Source organism: Streptomyces parvulus, from assembly GCF_014648855.1.
In the GTDB taxonomy this organism is placed as follows: domain Bacteria; phylum Actinomycetota; class Actinomycetes; order Streptomycetales; family Streptomycetaceae; genus Streptomyces; species Streptomyces parvulus.
In genome coordinates this window covers 177,969-196,995 of record NZ_BMRX01000007.1, presented here as the reverse complement: position 1 = coordinate 196,995, position 19,027 = coordinate 177,969, and the positions used below count along the sequence as shown (strand labels likewise).

At 71.3% G+C, this 19,027-nt stretch carries 16 protein-coding genes; 3 read left to right on the top strand and 13 right to left on the bottom strand.

What is annotated here, in order from left to right; translation table 11 throughout:
* Positions 1-54: 54 nt before the first annotated feature.
* The 9 genes from pssA to IE108_RS15055 all read right to left on the bottom strand — a co-directional run bounded on the left by pssA (position 55) and on the right by IE108_RS15055 (position 10,954).
* On the bottom strand, positions 55-870 hold the full coding sequence (pssA, locus tag IE108_RS15095; RefSeq protein WP_064730604.1) for a CDP-diacylglycerol--serine O-phosphatidyltransferase: 816 nt from the start codon (positions 868-870) through the stop codon (positions 55-57).
* 22 nt (positions 871-892) lie between these two features.
* On the bottom strand, positions 893-1,549 hold the full coding sequence (locus IE108_RS15090; RefSeq protein ID WP_064730605.1) for a phosphatidylserine decarboxylase: 657 nt from the start codon (positions 1,547-1,549) through the stop codon (positions 893-895).
* 170 nt (positions 1,550-1,719) lie between these two features.
* A complete protein-coding gene (locus tag IE108_RS15085; RefSeq protein ID WP_064730606.1) occupies positions 1,720-2,925 on the bottom strand; it encodes an acyl-CoA dehydrogenase family protein in 1,206 nt (401 codons plus the stop codon).
* Positions 2,926-3,438: a MaoC family dehydratase gene (locus IE108_RS15080; protein WP_064730607.1), complete on the bottom strand. Its 513-nt coding sequence runs from the start codon at positions 3,436-3,438 to the stop codon at positions 2,926-2,928.
* A 5-nt stretch (positions 3,439-3,443) separates the two neighbouring features.
* Complete coding sequence (locus tag IE108_RS15075) at positions 3,444-4,409, bottom strand: HpcH/HpaI aldolase/citrate lyase family protein (protein WP_064730608.1); 966 nt, start codon at positions 4,407-4,409, stop codon at positions 3,444-3,446.
* Positions 4,406-6,454, bottom strand: coding sequence for an ethylmalonyl-CoA mutase (locus IE108_RS15070; RefSeq protein ID WP_064730609.1), 2,049 nt, complete (start codon positions 6,452-6,454; stop codon positions 4,406-4,408). Before IE108_RS15070 ends, IE108_RS15075 begins: the two co-directional genes overlap by 4 nt.
* Before the next feature lie 10 nt (positions 6,455-6,464).
* A complete protein-coding gene (ccrA, locus tag IE108_RS15065; protein WP_064732036.1) occupies positions 6,465-7,802 on the bottom strand; it encodes a crotonyl-CoA carboxylase/reductase in 1,338 nt (445 codons plus the stop codon).
* Between the two features lie 394 nt (positions 7,803-8,196).
* On the bottom strand, positions 8,197-9,012 hold the full coding sequence (locus IE108_RS15060) for a TetR family transcriptional regulator (protein WP_079163862.1): 816 nt from the start codon (positions 9,010-9,012) through the stop codon (positions 8,197-8,199).
* A 136-nt stretch (positions 9,013-9,148) separates the two neighbouring features.
* Positions 9,149-10,954, bottom strand: a complete 1,806-nt coding sequence (locus IE108_RS15055) for a 3-hydroxyacyl-CoA dehydrogenase family protein (RefSeq protein WP_064730611.1) — start codon at positions 10,952-10,954, stop codon at positions 9,149-9,151.
* 384 nt (positions 10,955-11,338) lie between these two features.
* Between IE108_RS15055 and IE108_RS15050 the strand changes: the two genes are divergently transcribed.
* A complete protein-coding gene (locus tag IE108_RS15050; protein WP_064730612.1) occupies positions 11,339-11,932 on the top strand; it encodes an adenylosuccinate lyase in 594 nt (197 codons plus the stop codon).
* Between the two features lie 13 nt (positions 11,933-11,945).
* On the opposite strand, the gene IE108_RS15045 is transcribed toward IE108_RS15050, so the two are convergent.
* From IE108_RS15045 to IE108_RS15030, 4 genes are all read right to left on the bottom strand, one after another.
* A complete protein-coding gene (locus tag IE108_RS15045) occupies positions 11,946-12,449 on the bottom strand; it encodes a GNAT family N-acetyltransferase (RefSeq protein WP_107420504.1) in 504 nt (167 codons plus the stop codon).
* A 20-nt stretch (positions 12,450-12,469) separates the two neighbouring features.
* Positions 12,470-12,868, bottom strand: coding sequence for a RidA family protein (locus IE108_RS15040; RefSeq protein WP_064730614.1), 399 nt, complete (start codon positions 12,866-12,868; stop codon positions 12,470-12,472).
* A 52-nt stretch (positions 12,869-12,920) separates the two neighbouring features.
* Entirely contained in the window at positions 12,921-14,522 is a 1,602-nt protein-coding gene (locus IE108_RS15035; RefSeq protein ID WP_064730615.1) for an alpha/beta hydrolase, read from the bottom strand.
* A 153-nt stretch (positions 14,523-14,675) separates the two neighbouring features.
* Complete coding sequence (locus IE108_RS15030) at positions 14,676-15,737, bottom strand: Rv2578c family radical SAM protein (protein WP_064730616.1); 1,062 nt, start codon at positions 15,735-15,737, stop codon at positions 14,676-14,678.
* A 159-nt stretch (positions 15,738-15,896) separates the two neighbouring features.
* On the opposite strand from IE108_RS15030, the gene IE108_RS15025 reads away from it, so the two are divergent.
* A complete protein-coding gene (locus IE108_RS15025) occupies positions 15,897-16,343 on the top strand; it encodes an SRPBCC family protein (RefSeq protein WP_064730617.1) in 447 nt (148 codons plus the stop codon).
* Positions 16,344-16,529: 186 nt separating this feature from the next.
* On the top strand, positions 16,530-18,929 hold the full coding sequence (locus tag IE108_RS15020; protein WP_064730618.1) for an MFS transporter: 2,400 nt from the start codon (positions 16,530-16,532) through the stop codon (positions 18,927-18,929).
* The last annotated feature ends 98 nt before the right edge of the window (positions 18,930-19,027 follow it).

The following is a 19,027-nucleotide window of genomic DNA, read 5'->3' as shown; positions in this document are numbered from 1 at the left end:
CAGAAGAAGGGCCCCGGACCGATCAGGTCCGGGGCCCTCTCCACATCGCCGTCGCTACGGCTGCGCCGCCCGCGCCTCGCGCCGGTTGTCACGGAAGTTGTTCACCCGCCGCGCCGTCGCGAACAGCGGGATCACCGCCCCCATCACCAGCTGCAGCGCGCACCCCGTCTGGAGCAGCAGCTGCCCGCTCGGCGCGTCGAAGGCCCACGCGGCCAGCAGACCCATGGAGAGCACGATCCACGAGAGCATGGCCACCGCGAGGCGCCCCCGCGGCTTCGGGTACTCGACGCGGCTGACCATCAGCCACGCCGTGCCGATGATCGCCAGCAGCGTCGCCACGAAGGGCAGCTCGAGCAGCACGATCGACACGACCGTCAGCGCACCGAACGGCGACGGCATGCCCTGGAAGGTGCCGTCCTTGACGGTGACGCAGGAGAACCGCGCGAGCCGCAGCACCACCGCCAGCAGCACCACGATCGCCCCCACCGCCGCCACGCGCTGGTAGGCGTCGTCCGCGACCATGCCGTAGACGAGCACGAAGTACGCCGGCGCCAGCCCGAAGCTGATCAGGTCGGAGAGGTTGTCCAGCTCCGCGCCCATGGGCGAGGAGCGCAGCTTGCGGGCCACGAGACCGTCGAACAGGTCGAAGATCGCCGCGCACAGCATCAGGATGACCGCGGTGGCCGCGCTGTGCCGGGCCATGCCCGACTCGTCGCTGCCCATGAGGTGCGGGATGAGGATGCCGGTGGTGGTGAAGTACACCGCCATGAACCCGCACGTGGCGTTGCCGAGGGTGAGGGTGTCCGCTATCGACAGGCGGAGCGAGAGGGGCATCTCCTCCTCTTCGTCCGCCTCGTCGGCCTCGGGCACCCATCCGGCCTGGGTCTGCGGATCAATCACGGTCAATTCGAGTCACCCCAGCCACCGTCTTCTGACCCACTTCGACGTCGACCTCCACACCCTCGGGCAGGTACAGGTCGACACGCGAGCCGAAGCGGATCAGACCGACCCGGTCGCCCTGCTCGACCTTGGTGCCCCGCGGCACGTACGGGACGATGCGGCGGGCCACCGCGCCGGCGATCTGGATCATCTCGATGTCGCCCAGCTCGGTGTCGAAGTGCCACACGACGCGCTCGTTGTTCTCGCTCTCCTTGTTGAAAGCGGGAACGAAGCCGCCCGGCACGTGCTCCACCGACGTCACCGTGCCCGACAGCGGGGCGCGGTTCACGTGGACGTTGAGCGGGCTCATGAAGATCGCGACGCGGGTGCGGCCGTCCTTCCACGGCATGATGCTCTGCACCACACCGTCGGCGGGCGAGACGACCCGGCCCTGGGTGATCTCGCGCTCGGGGTCGCGGAAGAACCACAGCATCCCGGCCGCGAGCGCGGTGGCCGGGACGGCGACGGCCTTGGCCGCGCCGGAACGGCGGGCACGCAGGAGGCTGACGGCTGCGGTGGCGACGGTCGGCAGAAGCCACGGCGATGCTCCGCGCGCGAGGCGTACGCCGGCGAGGCTGTCGCGAGGTGCAGAGGTTTGGCTGTGGGGCATGGATGACCTTCGTAGCGGATGATGCCGCACACTGACGGGGGACGGCGGCTTTCCGGCGATCGTAGCGGCTTTGAGCCGCAACTGGGTAAGCCAGGAAGCCGAGTCGGCGGCCGAACACTGCCTACGGGGTGTGACCTTCTTCTCCAAGAAAACACCCCGTATCCGGACATCTAACCCTGGAATCGATACTCTTCGAGCAGTCGGCGGCCGATGATCATTTTCTGGATCTCGGCGGTGCCTTCACCGATCAGGAGCATCGGGGCCTCGCGGTAGAGGCGCTCGATCTCGTACTCCTTGGAGAAGCCGTATCCGCCGTGGATCCGGAAGGCGTCCTCCACGACCTCTTTGCAGTACTCGGAGGCGAGGTACTTGGCCATCCCCGCTTCCAGGTCGTTTCGTTCGCCCGAGTCCTTTTTGCGTGCAGCGTTCACCATCATCGCATGCGCCGCCTCCACCTTGGTAGCCATCTCGGCCAGCTTGAACTGAATGGCCTGGTGCTGGGCGATCTGCTTGCCGAAAGTGTGGCGCTGCTGGGCGTACTGGACACCGAGTTCGAAGGCACGCTGAGCGACGCCGCAGCCACGGGCCGCCACATTGACCCGGCCGACCTCGACGCCGTCCATCATTTGGTAAAAACCTCGGCCGGTGACGCCGCCGAGCACCCGATCGGCCGGAACCCGCAGGCCGTCCATGATGAGCTCGGTCGTGTCGACGCCCTTGTAGCCCATCTTGTCGATCTTGCCGGGGATGGTCAGCCCGGGGCGCACCTCGCCGAAGCCGGGCTCCTTCTCCACGAGGAAGGTCGTCATCGACTTGTGGGCCGCGGTGCCCTCGGGGTGACCCTCGTCACTTTTCACGAGAACGGCCACCAGAGACGACGTACCGCCGTTCGTGAGCCACATCTTCTGGCCGTTCAGGACGTACTCGTCGCCGTCCCGCACCGCCTTCGAGGAGATGGCCGACACGTCGGAACCGAGCGCCGGCTCGGACATCGAGAAGGCGCCGCGGATGTCGCCCGCGGCCATCCGGGGCAGGAAGTGGTCCTTCTGCTCCTGCGTGCCGTGCTGCTTGAGCATGTACGCCACGATGAAGTGCGTGTTGATGATGCCGGACACCGACATCCAGCCCCGGGCGATCTCCTCCACGCACAGCGCGTAGGTGAGGAGCGACTCGCCCAGGCCCCCGTACTCCTCCGGAATCATCAGCCCGAACAGGCCGAGTTCCTTGAGCCCGTCGACGATGTCCTGCGGGTACTCGTCCCGGTGCTCCAGCTCCGTCGCGACCGGGATGATCTCCTTGTCCACGAAGTCCCGGACGGTGGAGAGGATCTCCGTCTGCACGTCCGTCAGGCCGTGGGTCTGGGCGAGGCGGCTCATCTACTTCCCCTGTTCCTTCAGGTCGGGGCGGCCCGGCTGCTCGCCGCCGCGCTCCTTGATGTACGTCTCTGTCGGCACCATCACCTTGCGACGGAACACGCACACGAGCGTGCCGTCCTGCTTGTAGCCCTTGGTCTCGACGTGGACGATGCCCCGGTCGTCCTTCGACTTGGACGGCCACTTGTCGAGCACGGTCGTCTCGCCGTAGACCGTGTCGCCGTGGAAGGTCGGCGCCACGTGCTTCAGCGACTCGATCTCCAGGTTGGCGATCGCCTTGCCGGAGACGTCCGGGACGGACATGCCGAGCAGGAGCGAGTAGATGTAGTTGCCCACCACCACGTTCCTGCCGAAGTCCGTCGTCTTCTCGGCGTAGTTCGTGTCCATGTGCAGGGGGTGGTGGTTCATGGTGAGGAGACAGAACAGGTGGTCGTCGTACTCGGTGACCGTCTTGCCCGGCCAGTGCTTGTACACCGCCCCGACCTCGAACTCCTCGTAGGTCCGTCCGAACTGCATCGCCGTCACGCCTCCGGGATCTCGAACTTGCTGGTGCGCTTCATGCCGGCGGCGCGTCCCTTGCCGGAGACGACCAGGGCCATCTTGCGGCTGGCCTCGTCGATCATCTCGTCGCCGAGCATCGCGGAGCCCTTCTTGCCGCCCGCCTCGGAGGTGTAGTAGTCGTACGCGTCCAGGATCAGCTCGGCGTGGTCGTAGTCCTCCTGGGAGGGCGAGAAGATCTCGTTGGACGCCTCGACCTGTCCGGGGTGCAGCACCCACTTGCCGTCGAAGCCGAGGGCGGCGGCGCGCTGCGCGACCTCGCGGTAGCCGTCCACGTTGCGGATCTGGAGGTAGGGTCCGTCGATCGCCTGGAGGTTGTTGGCGCGGGCGGCCATGAGGATCTTCATCAGGATGTAGTGGTAGGCGTCCGCCGGGTAGCCGGGCGGCTGCTCGCCCACCACGAGGGACTTCATGTTGATGGACGCCATGAAGTCGGCCGGGCCGAAGATGATGGTCTCGACGCGCGGGGAGGCCTGCGCGATCGCGTTGACGTTGTTCAGGCCCTGCGCGTTCTCGATCTGCGCCTCGATGCCGATGCGGCCGACCTCGAAGCCCATCGTCTTCTCGATCTGCGTGAGCAGCAGGTCGAGGGCGACCACCTGCTGCGCGTCCTGCACCTTCGGCAGCATGATGCAGTCCAGGTTCGGGCCCGCGCCCTCCACCACCGTCACGACGTCGCGGTACGTCCACTCGGTCGTCCAGTCGTTGACGCGCACGACGCGGGTCTTGCCCGTCCAGTCGCCCTCGTTGAGGAACTTGACGATGGTGTGGCGCGCCTCCGGCTTGGCGAGCGGCGCGCACGCGTCCTCCAGGTCGAGGAAGACCTGGTCGGCCGGGAGGCCCTGCGCCTTCTCCAGGAAGCGGGGGTTGCTTCCCGGCACCGCCAGACAGGAGCGGCGGGGGCGCAGGCGGTTGACGGTCGTCGTCATGCGGGGACCTCCAAGGGGTCGAGCTTGTTCGCGTACCGGATCTCGTCGACGATCCTGCCGATGATGCCGGTGATGTCGAAGTCCTTCGGGGTGAAGACCGCGGCCACTCCGGCGGCCTGCAGCGCTTCGGCATCTCCGTTCGGGATGATGCCACCGGCGATCACCGGTATATCCGTGGCACCGGCCACACGGAGGCGGTCCAGCACGTCGGGGACGAGCTGGGCGTGCGAGCCGGACAGGATGGACAGGCCCACCGCGTGCACGTCCTCGGCGAGCGCGGCGTCCACGATCTGCTCCGGCGTCAGCCGGATGCCCTGGTAGACCACCTCGAAGCCGGCGTCGCGGGCCCGCACCGCGATCTGCTCGGCGCCGTTGGAGTGGCCGTCCAGGCCGGGCTTGCCGACCAGGAAGCGCAGCTTGCCGACGCCGAGGTCCTTGGCGGTCAGATCCACCTTCCGGCGTACCCCGGCCAGCGCCGACCCCTCCTCGGCCGCGACGGCGACCGGCGCCGAGGACACCCCGGTGGGGGCCCGGAACTCGCCGAAGACCTCGCGCAGCGCCCCGGCCCACTCGCCGGTCGTGACGCCGGCGCGGGCGCACTCCAGGGTGGCCTCCATGAGGTTGTCGGTGCCCTTGGCGGCCTCCTTCAGCCTGTCCAGGGCCTTGCAGGGGCGCGGGTGGTTGAAGGGCGGCTGGTAGCGGGTGTCGCGCCAGTTCAGCAGCGAGGCGATGACGCGTGCCTCGACCGCCGGGTCGACGGTCTGGATCGCGGTGTCCAGGTCGGCGGTGAGCGGGTTCGGCTCGGTGCCCTCGAAGGCGTTGACGCCGATGATCTTCTCCTCGCCCGACTCGATCCGGGCCCGGCGCTCGGCGTGCGAGGCGACCAGCTGGGACTTGAGGTATCCGGACTCGACGGCGGCCATGGCGCCGCCCATCTCCTCGATGCGCTCCATCTCCGCGAGCGACTCCTCGACCAGCTCGTCCACCTTCGCCCCGACCACCGTCGAGCCCTCGAAGAGGTCGCCGTACTCCAGCAGGTCGCTCTCGTACGCCAGCACCTGCTGGATGCGCAGCGACCACTGCTGGTCCCAGGGCCGGGGCAGGCCCAGCGCCTCGTTCCAGGCCGGCAGCTGCACGGCACGCGCGCGCGCGTCCTTGGAGAGGGTGACCGCCAGCATCTCCAGGACGATCCGCTGGACGTTGTTCTCCGGCTGTGCCTCGGTCAGGCCCAGGGAGTTGACCTGGACGCCGTAGCGGAAGCGGCGGTGCTTGGGGTTCTCGATGCCGTACCGCTCGCGGGTGACGCGGTCCCAGATGCGGCCGAAGGCGCGCATCTTGCACATCTCCTCGACGAAGCGGACGCCCGCGTTCACGAAGAACGAGATGCGGCCCACGACGTCGCCCATGCGCTCCTGCGGCACCTGGCCGCTGTCGCGCACGGCGTCCAGGACGGCGATCGCGGTGGACATCGCGTACGCGATCTCCTGCACCGGCGTGGCGCCCGCCTCCTGCAGGTGGTAGCTGCAGATGTTGATCGGGTTCCACTTGGGGATGTGGGAGACCGTGTAGGCGATCATGTCCGTCGTCAGGCGGAGCGAGGGCCCCGGCGGGAAGACGTGCGTGCCGCGGGAGAGGTACTCCTTGACGATGTCGTTCTGGGTGGTGCCCTGGAGCTTGGTGATGTCGACGCCCTGCTCCTCGGCGACGACCTGGTAGAGCGCCAGCAGCCACATGGCCGTGGCGTTGATGGTCATCGAGGTGTTCATCTGGTCCAGGGGGATGTCCTGGAACAGCCGGCGCATGTCGCCGAGGTGCGCGACCGGCACGCCGACCCGGCCCACCTCGCCGCGGGCGAGGATGTGGTCGGAGTCGTAGCCGGTCTGGGTCGGCAGGTCGAACGCGACCGACAGACCCGTCTGGCCCTTGGCGAGGTTGCGCCGGTACAGCTCGTTGGACGCCTCGGCCGTGGAGTGACCGGCGTAGGTCCGCATCAACCACGGCCGGTCCTTCTCGCGCTTGCCTTCGGCGGGCTGGCGATCGGTCATGCGGCGCTCCTCAGACGTTCCGGAAGCGGTTGATGGCGTCGACGTGCCGGGCGCGCATCTCCTCGTCGCGCACGCCCAGGCCCTCCTCGGGGGCGAGGCAGAGCACACCGACCTTGCCCTGGTGGGCGTTGCGGTGGACGTCGTGGGCCGCCTGGCCGGTCTCCTCCAGGGCGTACACCTTGGAGAGGGTCGGGTGGATCTTGCCCTTGGCGATGAGGCGGTTGGCCTCCCAGGCTTCGCGGTAGTTGGCGAAGTGGGAGCCGATGATGCGCTTCAGGGACATCCACAGGTAGCGGTTGTCGTACTCGTGCATGTAGCCCGAGGTCGAGGCGCAGGTGGTGATGGTGCCGCCCTTGCGGGTGACGAAGACCGAGGCGCCGAAGGTCTCGCGGCCGGGGTGCTCGAAGACGATGTCGATGTCCTCGCCGCCGGTGAACTCGCGGATGCGCTTGCCGAAGCGCTTCCACTCCTTGGGGTCCTGGGTGCGCTCGTCCTTCCAGAACTTGTACCCCTCGGCGTTGCGGTCGATGATCGCCTCGGCGCCCATCGAGCGGCAGATCTCCGCCTTCTGCGGGCTGGAGACGACGCAGACCGGGTTGGCGCCGCCGGCCAGCGCGAACTGGGTGGCGTAGGAGCCGAGGCCGCCGCTGGCACCCCAGATGAGCACGTTGTCGCCCTGCTTCATGCCGGCCCCGTTGCGCGAGACCAGCTGGCGGTAGGCGGTGGAGTTGACCAGGCCGGGGGCCGCGGCCTCCTCCCAGCTGAGGTGGCCCGGCTTGGGCATCAGCTGGTTGGACTTGACGAGCGCGATCTCGGCGAGGCCGCCGAAGTTGGTCTCGAAGCCCCAGATGCGCTGCTCGGGGTCGAGCATCGTGTCGTTGTGTCCGTCGGAGGACTCCAGCTCGACGGAGAGGCAGTGCGCGACGACCTCGTCGCCGGGGTGCCAGGAGTTGACGCCGGGACCGGTGCGCAGCACGACGCCCGCGAGGTCGGAGCCGATGATGTGGTACGGCAGGTCGTGGCGCTTGGCCAGGTCGCTGGTGCGGCCGTACCGCTCCAGGAAGCCGAAGGTGGAGAGCGGCTCGAAGATCGACGTCCACACCGAGTTGTAGTTGACCGAGGAGGCCATGACGGCCACCAGGGCCTCGCCGGGGCCCAGCTCCGGCAGCGCCACCTCGTCGAGGTGGATCGACTTGCGCGGGTCCTTGTCGCGGGTCTCGAGGCCCGCGAACATCTCGGTCTCGTCCTTGTGCACGGTGATCGCGCGGTACGACTCGGGGAGCTGCAGGGCGGCGAAGTCGTCCGGCGTGGAGTCGGCCGACTGGATCGCGGCCAGGATGTCCTTCATGGTCACGGTGTTGCCTCCGGCGTCGAGCGCCCTGAGGGAGGGGCGCTGAGGGTTACGTCGGTGCTGCTGAGGGTCGGGTGAGGGGTGCCGTCGGTTCGGCGGGTGTGGTGCTTCGGCAGCGCTTTGTGGCGCGGAGGGTGCCTGTGACGCAGGCGCCGGGCACGCGGGCGATGGCTCGCGGGGACAGCCCGGACACCTTCAACGTATGGCACCGCGTGTCACCCCGCAAGGCACTGGGTGCCAGAACTTCCACTCAGATGAAAAATTACCGCGACAGATGAGCGATGATCGATCGAACGGGGGTCGCGAGACGCTGGAAAACAGGCGTTGACATGCGAAAACGGCCACCCGGTCGGGTGGCCGTCGTCACAGCGGACAGGCGGAAAAACCGGCGTCAGTGCTCCTTGAGGGCCTGCTCGATGGTCCGCATGACCTCGTGCAGCGGCGCGTCGGTCCGCGCGACCGTCACCAGCACGTCGCCCTGCACGGACGCCGAGGAGCCCGCCTGGCGCCCCGTGGAGGCCGCGCCCCGCCCCGCCCCGATGCCGGTGCCGAAGGTCTTGCGGACGATCGCGAAGGCGTGGTCGAGCTGGCTCTCCACGTCGCCCTGGCCACCCGCCCGCAGCCAGCGCCGCAGCACGTGGTTGTGGGCGGTGACCACGGCGGAGGCGGCCACCTCCGCCAGCAGCGGGTCGTCGTTGGCGTCGTCGTCGTGCGCGTGCTCGTCGAAGTGGCCGAGCAGGTAGCGGGTGAACAGGCGCTCGTAGCGGGCCACCGACGCGATCTCCGCCTCGCGCAGGGTGGGCACCTCACGGGTCAGCTTGTAGCGGGCGACCGAGATCTCCGGCCGCGCCGCGTACATCTTCATGACCTCCTTGATGCCGCGGCACACCGTGTCGAGCGGATGCTCGTGCGCCGGCGCCGCGTTGAGGACCGCCTCCGCGCGCACCAGGGTGTCGTCGTGGTCCGGGAAGATCGCCTCTTCCTTGGAGCGGAAGTGGCGGAAGAAGGTGCGGCGGGCGACCCCGGCCTGGGCCGCGATCTCGTCGACGGTGGTCGCCTCGTACCCCTTGGCCGCGAACAGCTCCATGGCCGCCGCCGCCAGCTCCCGGCGCATTTTGAGCCTCTGGGCGGCGGCCCGGCTGCCCGCCGCGCTCTCCGGAGCGTCGGCCGAGGCTGGGGTACGTGTGGACTTGGCGGGCTGGGGCATGACCCGAACGTACTGCATGTGCACGCAATCATGCGCGTGACCGGGGATCTCCCCGCCCGCGGAGGGCGGGGGAGACCCGGCGGGATCGAGCAGCCCGCCCCAGTCCTCGGGTGACCGGAACCAGTCGCCCGGACGCTCAGCGGCGGGCATGTTCGCGGAAGCCGCGGCCCGTCTTGCGGCCGAGGCAGCCCGCGGCCACCAGATGCTCCAGCAACGGCGCCGGAGCCAGACCGGGGTCGCGGAACTCGCGGTGCAGGACCTTCTCGATGGCCAGCGACACGTCCAGGCCGACCACGTCAAGCAGCTCGAAGGGGCCCATCGGGTAACCGCCGCCCAGCTTCATCGCGGCGTCGATGTCGTCGAGCGTCGCGTAGTGCTCCTGGACCATCTTCACCGCGTTGTTCAGGTACGGGAACAGCAGCGCGTTGACGATGAACCCGGCCCGGTCGCCGCAGTCCACGGCGTGCTTGCGGATCTTCGCGCAGACCTCCCGCACGGTGGCGTGCACGTCGTCCGCCGTGAGCACCGTGCGGACCACCTCGACCAGCTTCATGGCCGGCGCGGGGTTGAAGAAGTGCATGCCGATGACGTCCTGCGGGCGCGAGGTGGCGCGGGCGCAGGCGACGACGGGCAGCGAGGAGGTGGTGGTGGCCAGCACCGCGCCGGGCTTGCAGACCTTGTCCAGCGTCGCGAACAGCTGCCGCTTGACCTCCAGGTCCTCGGCGACCGCCTCCACGGCCAGGTCGACGTCGGCGAAGTCGTCGTAGGACCCCGTCGGCGTGATCCGCTCCAGCGCCCGCGCGGCGTCCTCGGCGCTCATCCGCCCCTTGTCGACGGAGCGGGCCAGCGACTTGCCGACCCGGGCCCTCGCGGTCTGCGCCTTCTCCGCGCTGCGGGCGGCGAGCACGACCTCGTACCCGGCCTTGGCGAACACCTCCGCGATGCCGGAGGCCATGGTGCCCGACCCGGCGACCCCCACCGCGCGCACCGGACGGCCCGCGACGGGGACGGCGTCCGCGCGCGGGGTCAGCGCGTCCGGCACCACGACGGCGCTGCCCGGCGCCTCGTAGGTGTAGAAGCCGCGCCCCGCCTTGCGGCCGGTCAGGCCCGCCTCGCTGAGCTGCCTGAGGATCGGCGCGGGCGCGTGCAGCCGGTCGCGGGAGGCGGCGTACATGGCCTCAAGGACCGTGCGCGCGGTGTCCACGCCGACCAGGTCCAACAGGGCCAGCGGCCCCATCGGCAGGCCGCAGCCGAGGCGCATCGCGGCGTCGATGTCCTCGCGGGAGGCGTAGTTGGCCTCGTACATGGCCGCGGCCTGGTTGAGGTAGCCGAACAGCAGGCCGTCCGCGACGAACCCGGGCCGGTCGCCCACCGCCACCGGCTCCTTGCCGAGGTCCAGGGCCAGGTCGGTGACCGCCGCGACGGCGGCCGGCGCGGTCAGCACCGAGGAGACGACCTCGACCAGCTTCATGGCCGGGGCCGGGTTGAAGAAGTGCAGCCCGAGCACCCGCTCCGGACGGGACGACTCGGCGGCAAGACGCGTCACCGACAGGGCGTTGGTGCCGGTCGCCAGGATGGTCTCCGGACGCACGATCCCGTCCAGTTCCCGGAAGACCAGCTGCTTGACCTCGTACGACTCCGGCACCACCTCGATCACCAGGTCGGCGTCGGCCGCCGCGCGCAGGTCGGTGGTGGTGCGGACGCGGGCGAGGGCCTCGCCGCGCTCCTCGGCGGTGAGGCGGCCGCGCTCGACGGCGCGGGCGGTGGAGGACTCCAGCGCGGCCAGTGCCCTGGCGGCCTGCTCCTCGCTGACGTCGACGCCGACGACGGTGCGGCCGGCCCGGGCCAGCACCTCGGTGATGCCGGTGCCCATGGTGCCGAGGCCGACCACGGCGATGGTCCGGAGCGGGGACAGAGGGGTGTCGGACAGGGGAGTGGCCATCGCGGGACTCCAGGAATGAGGGTGACGACGGACCACGCGCGGACGCCGCTCGGGGCGCGCCGGTCGCGTGGAGGAGGAAGGAGTGCGGAGTGCGGGTGTGGCCGGGCTGGATTCGCACACGCCCGGTGCCGTCGCGGGGGCGTGCACACGCCCGCCCGGCGGCTCTCTCCGGCCCGGCCCTGTCCCGGGGCCGAACCGTCCTGCGGTACCCGTGGTACCGAACCGACTGATCTCCCGGCGGCCGCGTCACCAGACCACCGTGAGGAGTTGCTGCGGGAGGGTGACCCGCTCGTCTGAGGTTAACTCGCGGGTAACGAGCGCGCCAGCCCCTCGTGTTCGTGATGTACGTCCCACGAGGGGTGTGACGCCCCTAACCTCGGTGTCATGGACGAAGAGTTGCGAGTGGTCACGGAGCGCTTACGGGCCGAGGCGGCGGCCTCGGGCGTGCCGGACGCCCCGGCGGCCCACGACTGTCTGGCGGCGACCGCGGACCGCGACGAACTGGCCGCGGTGCTCACCGAGCCCGGACATCCGCTCTGGGCGCGGGAGCTGGCCGCCTTCCGGCTCGGGACCGCCGGGGACCGCCGGGCCTTCGAGTCCCTCGTACTGCTGCTCAACCACCGGGACCCGCCGCGCTGCGCCGCCGCCGCCCGTGCCCTGGCCCGCCTCGGCGACCCCCGCACCGCCCGCGCGGCCGCCGCCCTCGCCACCAACGAACTGCGGGTCGCCTACGCCCTGCAACCGGTGCGGCTGCTGGTCGAGCTGCGGGCCCCCGAGGCCGTGCCCGCTCTGATCACCACGCTGGAACGCCGGCTGCGCCCCCACGACCCGCACCGCCGCGTCGCGCTCGCCTGCGTCGAGGGGCTGGGGGCCCTCGGCGACGACCGGGCCGGCCCCGTGCTGAACGACGCCCTGGCCCACCCGGCGCTGGCCGAGGCGGCGGTGCGGGCGCTGGCGCGCATCCCCGGGCAGCGGTGAGCCGCCGGCCGGTTCAGCCGGCCAGGTCGGCGGCATACCGCACCTCGGGCACCTCGACGCCCTCCACCAGGAACGGCTCCTCGGTGCCGTCGAACCGGAAACCCGCCCGTTCGTAGAAGCGCCGGGCGCGGGTGTTGTCCCGCAGCACCCACAGCAGCATCCGCCGGTGCCCCGCCGCCGCGCACCGGCGCGTGGACTCCCGGATCAGGGCCTGCCCGACGCCCGCGCCGAGCCGCTCCGGGTCCACGTAGATCGCGTACAACTCGGCTTCCTCCGTGGCCCGTTGACCGTCCCGGTAGGGACCGTGGCAGGCCCAGCCGACGACCTCGCCGCGCTCGTCCTCGGCGACCAGGTTCTCCACCCCCGCCGGTGCGCCGTCGAACAGGACGCGGCGCCGCTCGGCGTCGCCGGCGGGGTCCATGCCGTCCAGGTACACCTGCGGGACCAGGCCCCGGTACGCGGTCCGCCAGCCCCGCACGCGGATGAGGGCCACCCGCTCGCAGTCGGCGCGGGTCATCTCCCGCACCAGCGGCCCGCTCACGGCGCCACCACCGCGAAGGCCTCGATCTCCATCAGGAACTCCGGCCGGACCAGCGCGGACACCTGCACGGCCGACGCGGCCGGCAGCCGGTCGCCGGGTATGTGCGCGGCGCGAGCGGCGCGGATCGCGTCCATGTGCGCCATGTCCGTGACGAAGTACGTCAGCTTCACCACGTCGCCGAAACCGGCGCCCGCCGCGGCCAGGCACCGGCGCAGGTTCTCGAAGACCTGGCGGGCCTGAGCGGCGGGGTCGCCCACGCCGACCAACCGGCCGTCCTCGTCGAGGGCGAGCTGACCCGAGACGGCCACGAACCGCCCGGTGCCGACGACGACATGGGAGTACTGGGCGGCGGGCGCGACGCCGTCGGGGGCGTGGATCCTGGTCGGCTCGGTCATACGCCCATCCTGGCCCACGGCACCGACAGCGCCCCCGGCAGGATCCCCCGTGCTAGCCGCGGAAGCCGAGCAGCCCGTGCAGCGTCGATCCGCGCGAGGACGTCGACGCCGCCTTGGACTCCAGCGGCTCCGGCTCGGGCAGTGCCGCGCACACGGCGTCCGGTTCGCCCGTGCCCGCCGCGCCGGGGCCGCCCGGCACGGTGCCGTCGGCCAGGTAGGCGGCCAGGTGCCCGTCCAGGCAGGAGTTGCCGCTCAGCGTGATGCCGTGGTTCCCGCCGCCCTCCTCGACGACGAGGGCCGAGCCGCGCAGCAGCCGGTGCGCGGCGACCGCGCCCCCGTACGGGGTGGCCGCGTCGCCGGTCGCCTGGAACAGCAGCGCGGGCGGCAGATCGCGGTTGGCGACGTCCACCGGGCGGCGCGGACCCGTCGGCCAGGACGCGCACGGCGCGTTGTACCAGGCGTTGTTCCAGACCATGAACGGCGCCTTCTCGTACAGGCCCCAGTGGTCGTCGCGCCACTCCTCCCAGTCGCGCGGCCAGGCCGCGTCGCGGCACTGCACGGCGGTGTAGACGCTGTAGCCGTTGTCCCCGGCCGCGTCCTGGGCCCCGAAGTTCTCGTACGCCTCGACCAGCGGCCCGATGTCCCCGTCGTTCGCGTAGGCGGCGAAGGCCTCCGCGAGGTAGGGCCAGTAGCCGTTGTAGTAGCCGCCCGGGATGAAGGTGTCCTCCAGCTCCGAGGCGCCGACCCGTCCGCCCGCGGGCTCCTTCGCCAGGGCCGCCCGCATCGCGTACCACGCCCGCTCGACCCGCTCCGGATCGCCGCCCAGCCCGTAGGCCGCGTCGTGCCGGGCGACCCACGCCAGGAACGCCCGGTGCCGGTCGTTGAAGGCGAGGTCCTGGTTGAGGTTGGCGTCGTACCAGACGTCGTCCGGGCCGACGACGGAGTCCAGGGCCAGCCGCCGCACCCGCGCGGGGAAGAGCTTGGCGTAGACGGCGCCGAGATAGGTCCCGTACGAGTAGCCGAAGTAGTTGATCCGCTCCGCGCCGAGCGCCGCCCGGATCGCGTCCACGTCCCGCGCGGCGCTCACCGTGTCGATGTACGGCAGGACGTCCGCGTACTGGTCGCCGCAGGCGTCGGCGAAGGCCTCCGCGCGCGCCAGGTTGGCCCGCTCGGCCTGCGGCGTGCCGGGCAGCGAGTCGGGGCGCACGGGGTCGAAGTGGCCGGGCCGGCAGTCCAGGGCGGGGCTGCTGCGGCCCACCCCGCGCGGGTCGAAGCCGACGACGTCGTACTGCGCGGCCACCTTCGCGGGCAGCGAGGACGCCACGAACCCGGCGAGCGTCAGCCCGCTGCCGCCGGGGCCGCCGGGATTGACCAGCAGCGGGCCCTGGTACGCCGCCGCGGTGTGCGGCACCCGGGACAGGGCGAGCGTGATCTGCCGCCCGCGCGGGCGCGCGTGGTCGAGCGGGACCTTCAGGGACGCGCACTGGAGCGTCGGGTAGTCCTCCGTGGCGCACTTCCGCCACTGGAGGTCCGCCGAGGGCGCGGCGGCCGGGGTCCGGGCGGGACGGGCCGTGCTCGCCTCGGCGGGGAGGGCCGTGACACTCCCGGCGGCGATGACGGCGGCGCCGCACAGCACGGCTGCGCGTTGTCTCATGGCGTCCTCCGGAGAAGGCGGCTGCGGTCCGCGCGGGTCGCGGTCCTCGCCGCATCGTCCCGGCGAGCGCCCTCGGAAGAACGCTTTCTGCACCGACGTGACCCGATTGGGCCGGAAGATGCCCTCGAATGCCCCGAAGGCCGTCGAGTGCTGCTAGATGAGCGAAAGTTGGACCGGCTCCGTGGTGGCGGCGGCCCCGGTGGCTTCCCCGGCGTCCGGCGCGGGACCGGGCTCGGCGATCCGCCGGGGCATTCCCGCCCGGGCGGGGCCGATGCCGTACTCGCGGGCCAGGTCGTGCACCTGACGGGTGATCCGGCGCTGGTACCACTTCGGGGCGTAGGCCCCCTCCGCGTACAGCCGCTCGTACCGGCGCACCAGGTGCGGATGGTGCTCCGCCAGCCAGGCCATGAACCATTCGCGGGCCCCCGGGCGCAGGTGCAGCACGAGGGGTGTGACCGAGGTGGCCCCGGCGGCGGCGATCGCCCGCACCGTCGCGCGCAGTTGGGCCGGTTCGTCGCCGAGGAAGGGGATCACCGGCGCCATCAGGACCCCGCAGCCGATGCCGTGCTCACCGAGGGTCCGTACGACCTCCAGCCGGCGTTCCGGCGCCGGCGTGCCCGGCTCCACGGTGCGCCACAGCTCGGTGTCGGTGAAGCCGACCGAGACCGAGATGCCCACGTCCGTCACCCGGGCCGCCCGCGTCAGCCGGTCCAGGTCGCGCAGGATCAGGGTGCCCTTGGTCAGGATCGAGAAGGGGTTGGCGCGCTCGGCGAGGGCGTCGATGATGCCGGGCATCAGCCGGTAGCGGCCCTCGGCGCGCTGGTAGCAGTCGACGTTGGTGCCCATCGCCACGTGCTCGCCCTGCCAGCGGCGCGACGCCAGCTGCCGGCGCAGCAGCTCGGGCGCGTTCACCTTGACGACGATCTGCGAGTCGAAGCCGAGCCCCGTGTCGAGGTCCAGGTAGCTGTGCGTCTTCCTCGCGAAGCAGTAGACGCACGCGTGCGTGCAGCCCCGGTAGGGGTTCACGGTCCACTCGAACGGCATCCGCGAGGCCCCCGGCACGCGGTTGAGGATCGAGCGGGCCCGGACCTCGTGGAAGGTGACGCCGCGGAACTCGGGCGTGTCGAAGGTGCGGGTGGTCACCGCGTCCGCGCCGAACAGCGCGGGGTCGGCCGCCCGGGTGTGGTCGGAGTCGGTGAGGTTCTCCCAGCGCATGGACGCCTCCTCGGTAGTACTGGCCACACAATAGAACATGTGTTCCCTTGATCGTGCGGCGCAGTCGCGCGCGGCCGCTTCACGCCCCCCGATTTGGTGGCCGGGCGGCGGGGTGGTTGGCTTGCCCCGACCCCGAGAACCAGGCCCTGGAGGAACCCGATGGCGCAGGTCGAGGCGGAGACGGAGCGGATCGTCGCGGCGGACGCGGAGACGGTGTTCGACACCCTCGCCGACTACAGCGGAACCCGCGAGAAGCTGCTCCCCGAGCACTTCAGCGAGTACGAGGTCCGCGAGGGCGGCGACGGCGAGGGCACCCTCGTGCACTGGAAGCTCCAGGCCACCAGCAAGCGCGTCCGCGACTGCCTGCTGGAGGTCACCGAGCCGGCCGACGGCGAGCTGGTCGAGAAGGACCGCAACTCCTCGATGGTCACCACCTGGCGGGTCACGCCCGCGGGCGAGGGGAAGTCCCGGGTGGTCGTCCACACCGCCTGGCAGGGCGCCGGCGGCGTCGGCGGCTTCTTCGAGAAGACCTTCGCGCCCAAGGGGCTCGCCCGGATCTACGACGCGATGCTCACCCGGCTCGCCGCCGAGGTCGAGAAGCCGTAGTACCGGCCCCCGCGCCGCCGCACGCCTCCTCGGCCGTCAAGAGGCAAGCGCCGCGCGGTCGTTGGCCGACTCACCGGTTCGAGTGATCTCCGGTGGAATGCGCCGCTTTTCCGTAACTCGCCGCACTTGTTCGCAGTTGTCGCCTCAGGCGGCAATTGTGAGCAGGTGTGACGAGGGGAGCGGGACGTGGGCGGGATCACTCTGGTGCAGGACGAGCCGGTCACCGCGCCCCAGGCGCCACCGCTGCCACCCACGCCCGATCCGGAGCCGGACGCGGCGCTCAGTCCGCGCCGGGTGCGTCTGGTCTTCGTCGGACTGATGCTCGCGCTGCTGCTCGCGGCGCTGGAGCAGATGATCGTCGCCACCGCGCTGCCGAAGATCGTCGGCGAGCTGCACGGCCTGGACAAGATGTCCTGGGCGATCACCGCCTACCTGCTCACCTCCACCGTCGGCCTGCCGATCTACGGCAAGCTCGGCGACCTCTTCGGACGCAAAGGCGTCTTCCAGTTCGCCATCCTGGTCTTCGTCGTCGGGTCCGCACTCGCCGGGCGCGCGCAGACCATGGACCAGCTGATCGCCTTCCGCGCCGTCCAGGGCGTCGGCGCGGGCGGCCTGATGATCGGCGTGCAGGCGATCATCGCGGACATCGTCCCGCCCCGCGAACGCGGCCGCTTCATGGGTCTGATCGGCGCCGCCTTCGGACTCGCCTCCGTGGCCGGCCCCCTGCTCGGCGGCTACTTCACCGACCACCTCTCCTGGCGCTGGTGCTTCTACATCAACGTGCCGTTCGGCCTCGTCACCATGGCCGTCGTCGCCGTCGTCCTGAAGCTGCCCAGGCCACGGGTCAAGGCCCGCCTGGACGTCCTGGGCGCCCTGCTGCTCGCCGCGGCCTCCACCTGCCTGGTACTGCTGACCAGTTGGGGCGGGACCGAGTACGCGTGGGGCTCGAAGGTCATCCTCGGACTCGCCGCCGGAGCCGCCGCGTCCACCGTCCTCTTCCTGGTCGCCGAGCGCTTCGCGCCCGAACCGATCATCCCGCTGCGGCTGTTCCGGGACTCCGTCTTCAACGTCACCGGCCTGGTCGGCCTCGTCGTCGGCGTCGCCCTGTTCGGCGCCGCCAGCTACCTGCCGACCTTCCTCCAGATGGTCGACGGCGCCAGCGCCACCGAGTCCGGGCTGCTGATGCTGCCCATGATGGGCGGCATCGTCGTCGCCTCGATCGCCTCCGGGCAGCTCATCAGCCGCACCGGGCACTACCGCTCCCACCCGATCCTCGGCAGCGCCCTGTCCGTCGTCGGCATGTGGCTGCTCTCCCGGCTCGACGAGGACACCTCCCGGCTGAACTACAGCATCTGGATGGCCGTCCTCGGCGCCGGCATCGGCATGGTGATGCCCGTCCTGGTCCTCGCCGTGCAGAACTCCGTGCGCCCCGCCGACCTCGGCACGGCCACCAGCGCCAACAACTACTTCCGGCAGATCGGCGGCAGCGTGGGCGCCGCCATCTTCGGCACCCTCTTCGCCGACCGGCTCACCGACGCCCTGGCCGACCGCGTCCCCGCCGAGGCCGGGGCCGGACTGCCGGACGCCGAGGCCATCACCCCACAGCTCGTCCACTCCCTGCCCCCGGCGCTGCGCGACGCCTACATCGGGGCGTACGCCGACGCCATGCCGCGGATCTTCCTCTACCTGGTGCCGGTGCTCGTCCTCGGACTGCTCATCGCCCTCTTCCTCAAGGAGAAACCACTGGTGTCCCACAACACCCCCGTCACCGAGCCGGAGACCGCGCAGTCCACCGCCCAGGTCCCGCAGGCCCGCGCGCCGTATGCCGGCGGCATCCCCGTCTGCGGCACCGTGCAGCACCCCGACGGCACCGTCGTACCCCGTGCCGCGCTCACCCTCATCGACGTCGGCGGACAGCAGATCGGCCGGGGCGCCAGCGGCGACGACGGACGCTACGCCCTCGCCACGCCCGGCTCCGGCGCGTACGTCCTGATCGCCGCGGCCGGCGGCCACCAGCCGCAGGCCGTCTCCGTGACCGTCGGCGAACGCCCGGTCGAACTGGACGTCGTCCTCGGCGGCGCGGGCCGCCTGGCGGGCGGCGTGTTCACCGCCGACGGCAGCCCCGTGCGCGACGCGACCGTCACCCTCACCAACGTCCACGGCGAGGTCGTCGCCACCACCCGCAGCGGGCGCGAGGGCGGGTACGTCATCACCGAGCTGGTGGCCGGCGAGTACACCCTCGCCGCGAGCGCGCCCGCCTTCCGCCCGGCCGCCCTGCCCGTCAGCGTCCAGGCCTCCCGCGAGACCCGCCAGGACGTCGAACTGGCCGGCGGCGCCGTGCTGCGCGGCACCGTGCGGGCGAGCGGCGGACGCGTCGTGGAGGACGCGCGCGTGACCCTGCTCGACGCGGCCGGCAACGTCGTCGACACCCTGACCACCGGCCCCGACGGCACCTTCCGGTTCGTCGACCTCTCGTCCGGCGAGTACACGGTCATCGCGGCCGGATACCCGCCGGTCGCCACCGTGCTCCAGGTGGCCGGCGGCGGCCGCACCGAGCGCGACCTCCAGCTCGGGCACGAGGACTGAGACCCGCCCACCGGCGCGCGGGCGCGCGCGCCGGTGCGTTTGCGCGCCACCAATTCCCCCGTTGCGGCACATGGTCACCGGGCGCCGCCGTACGGTGG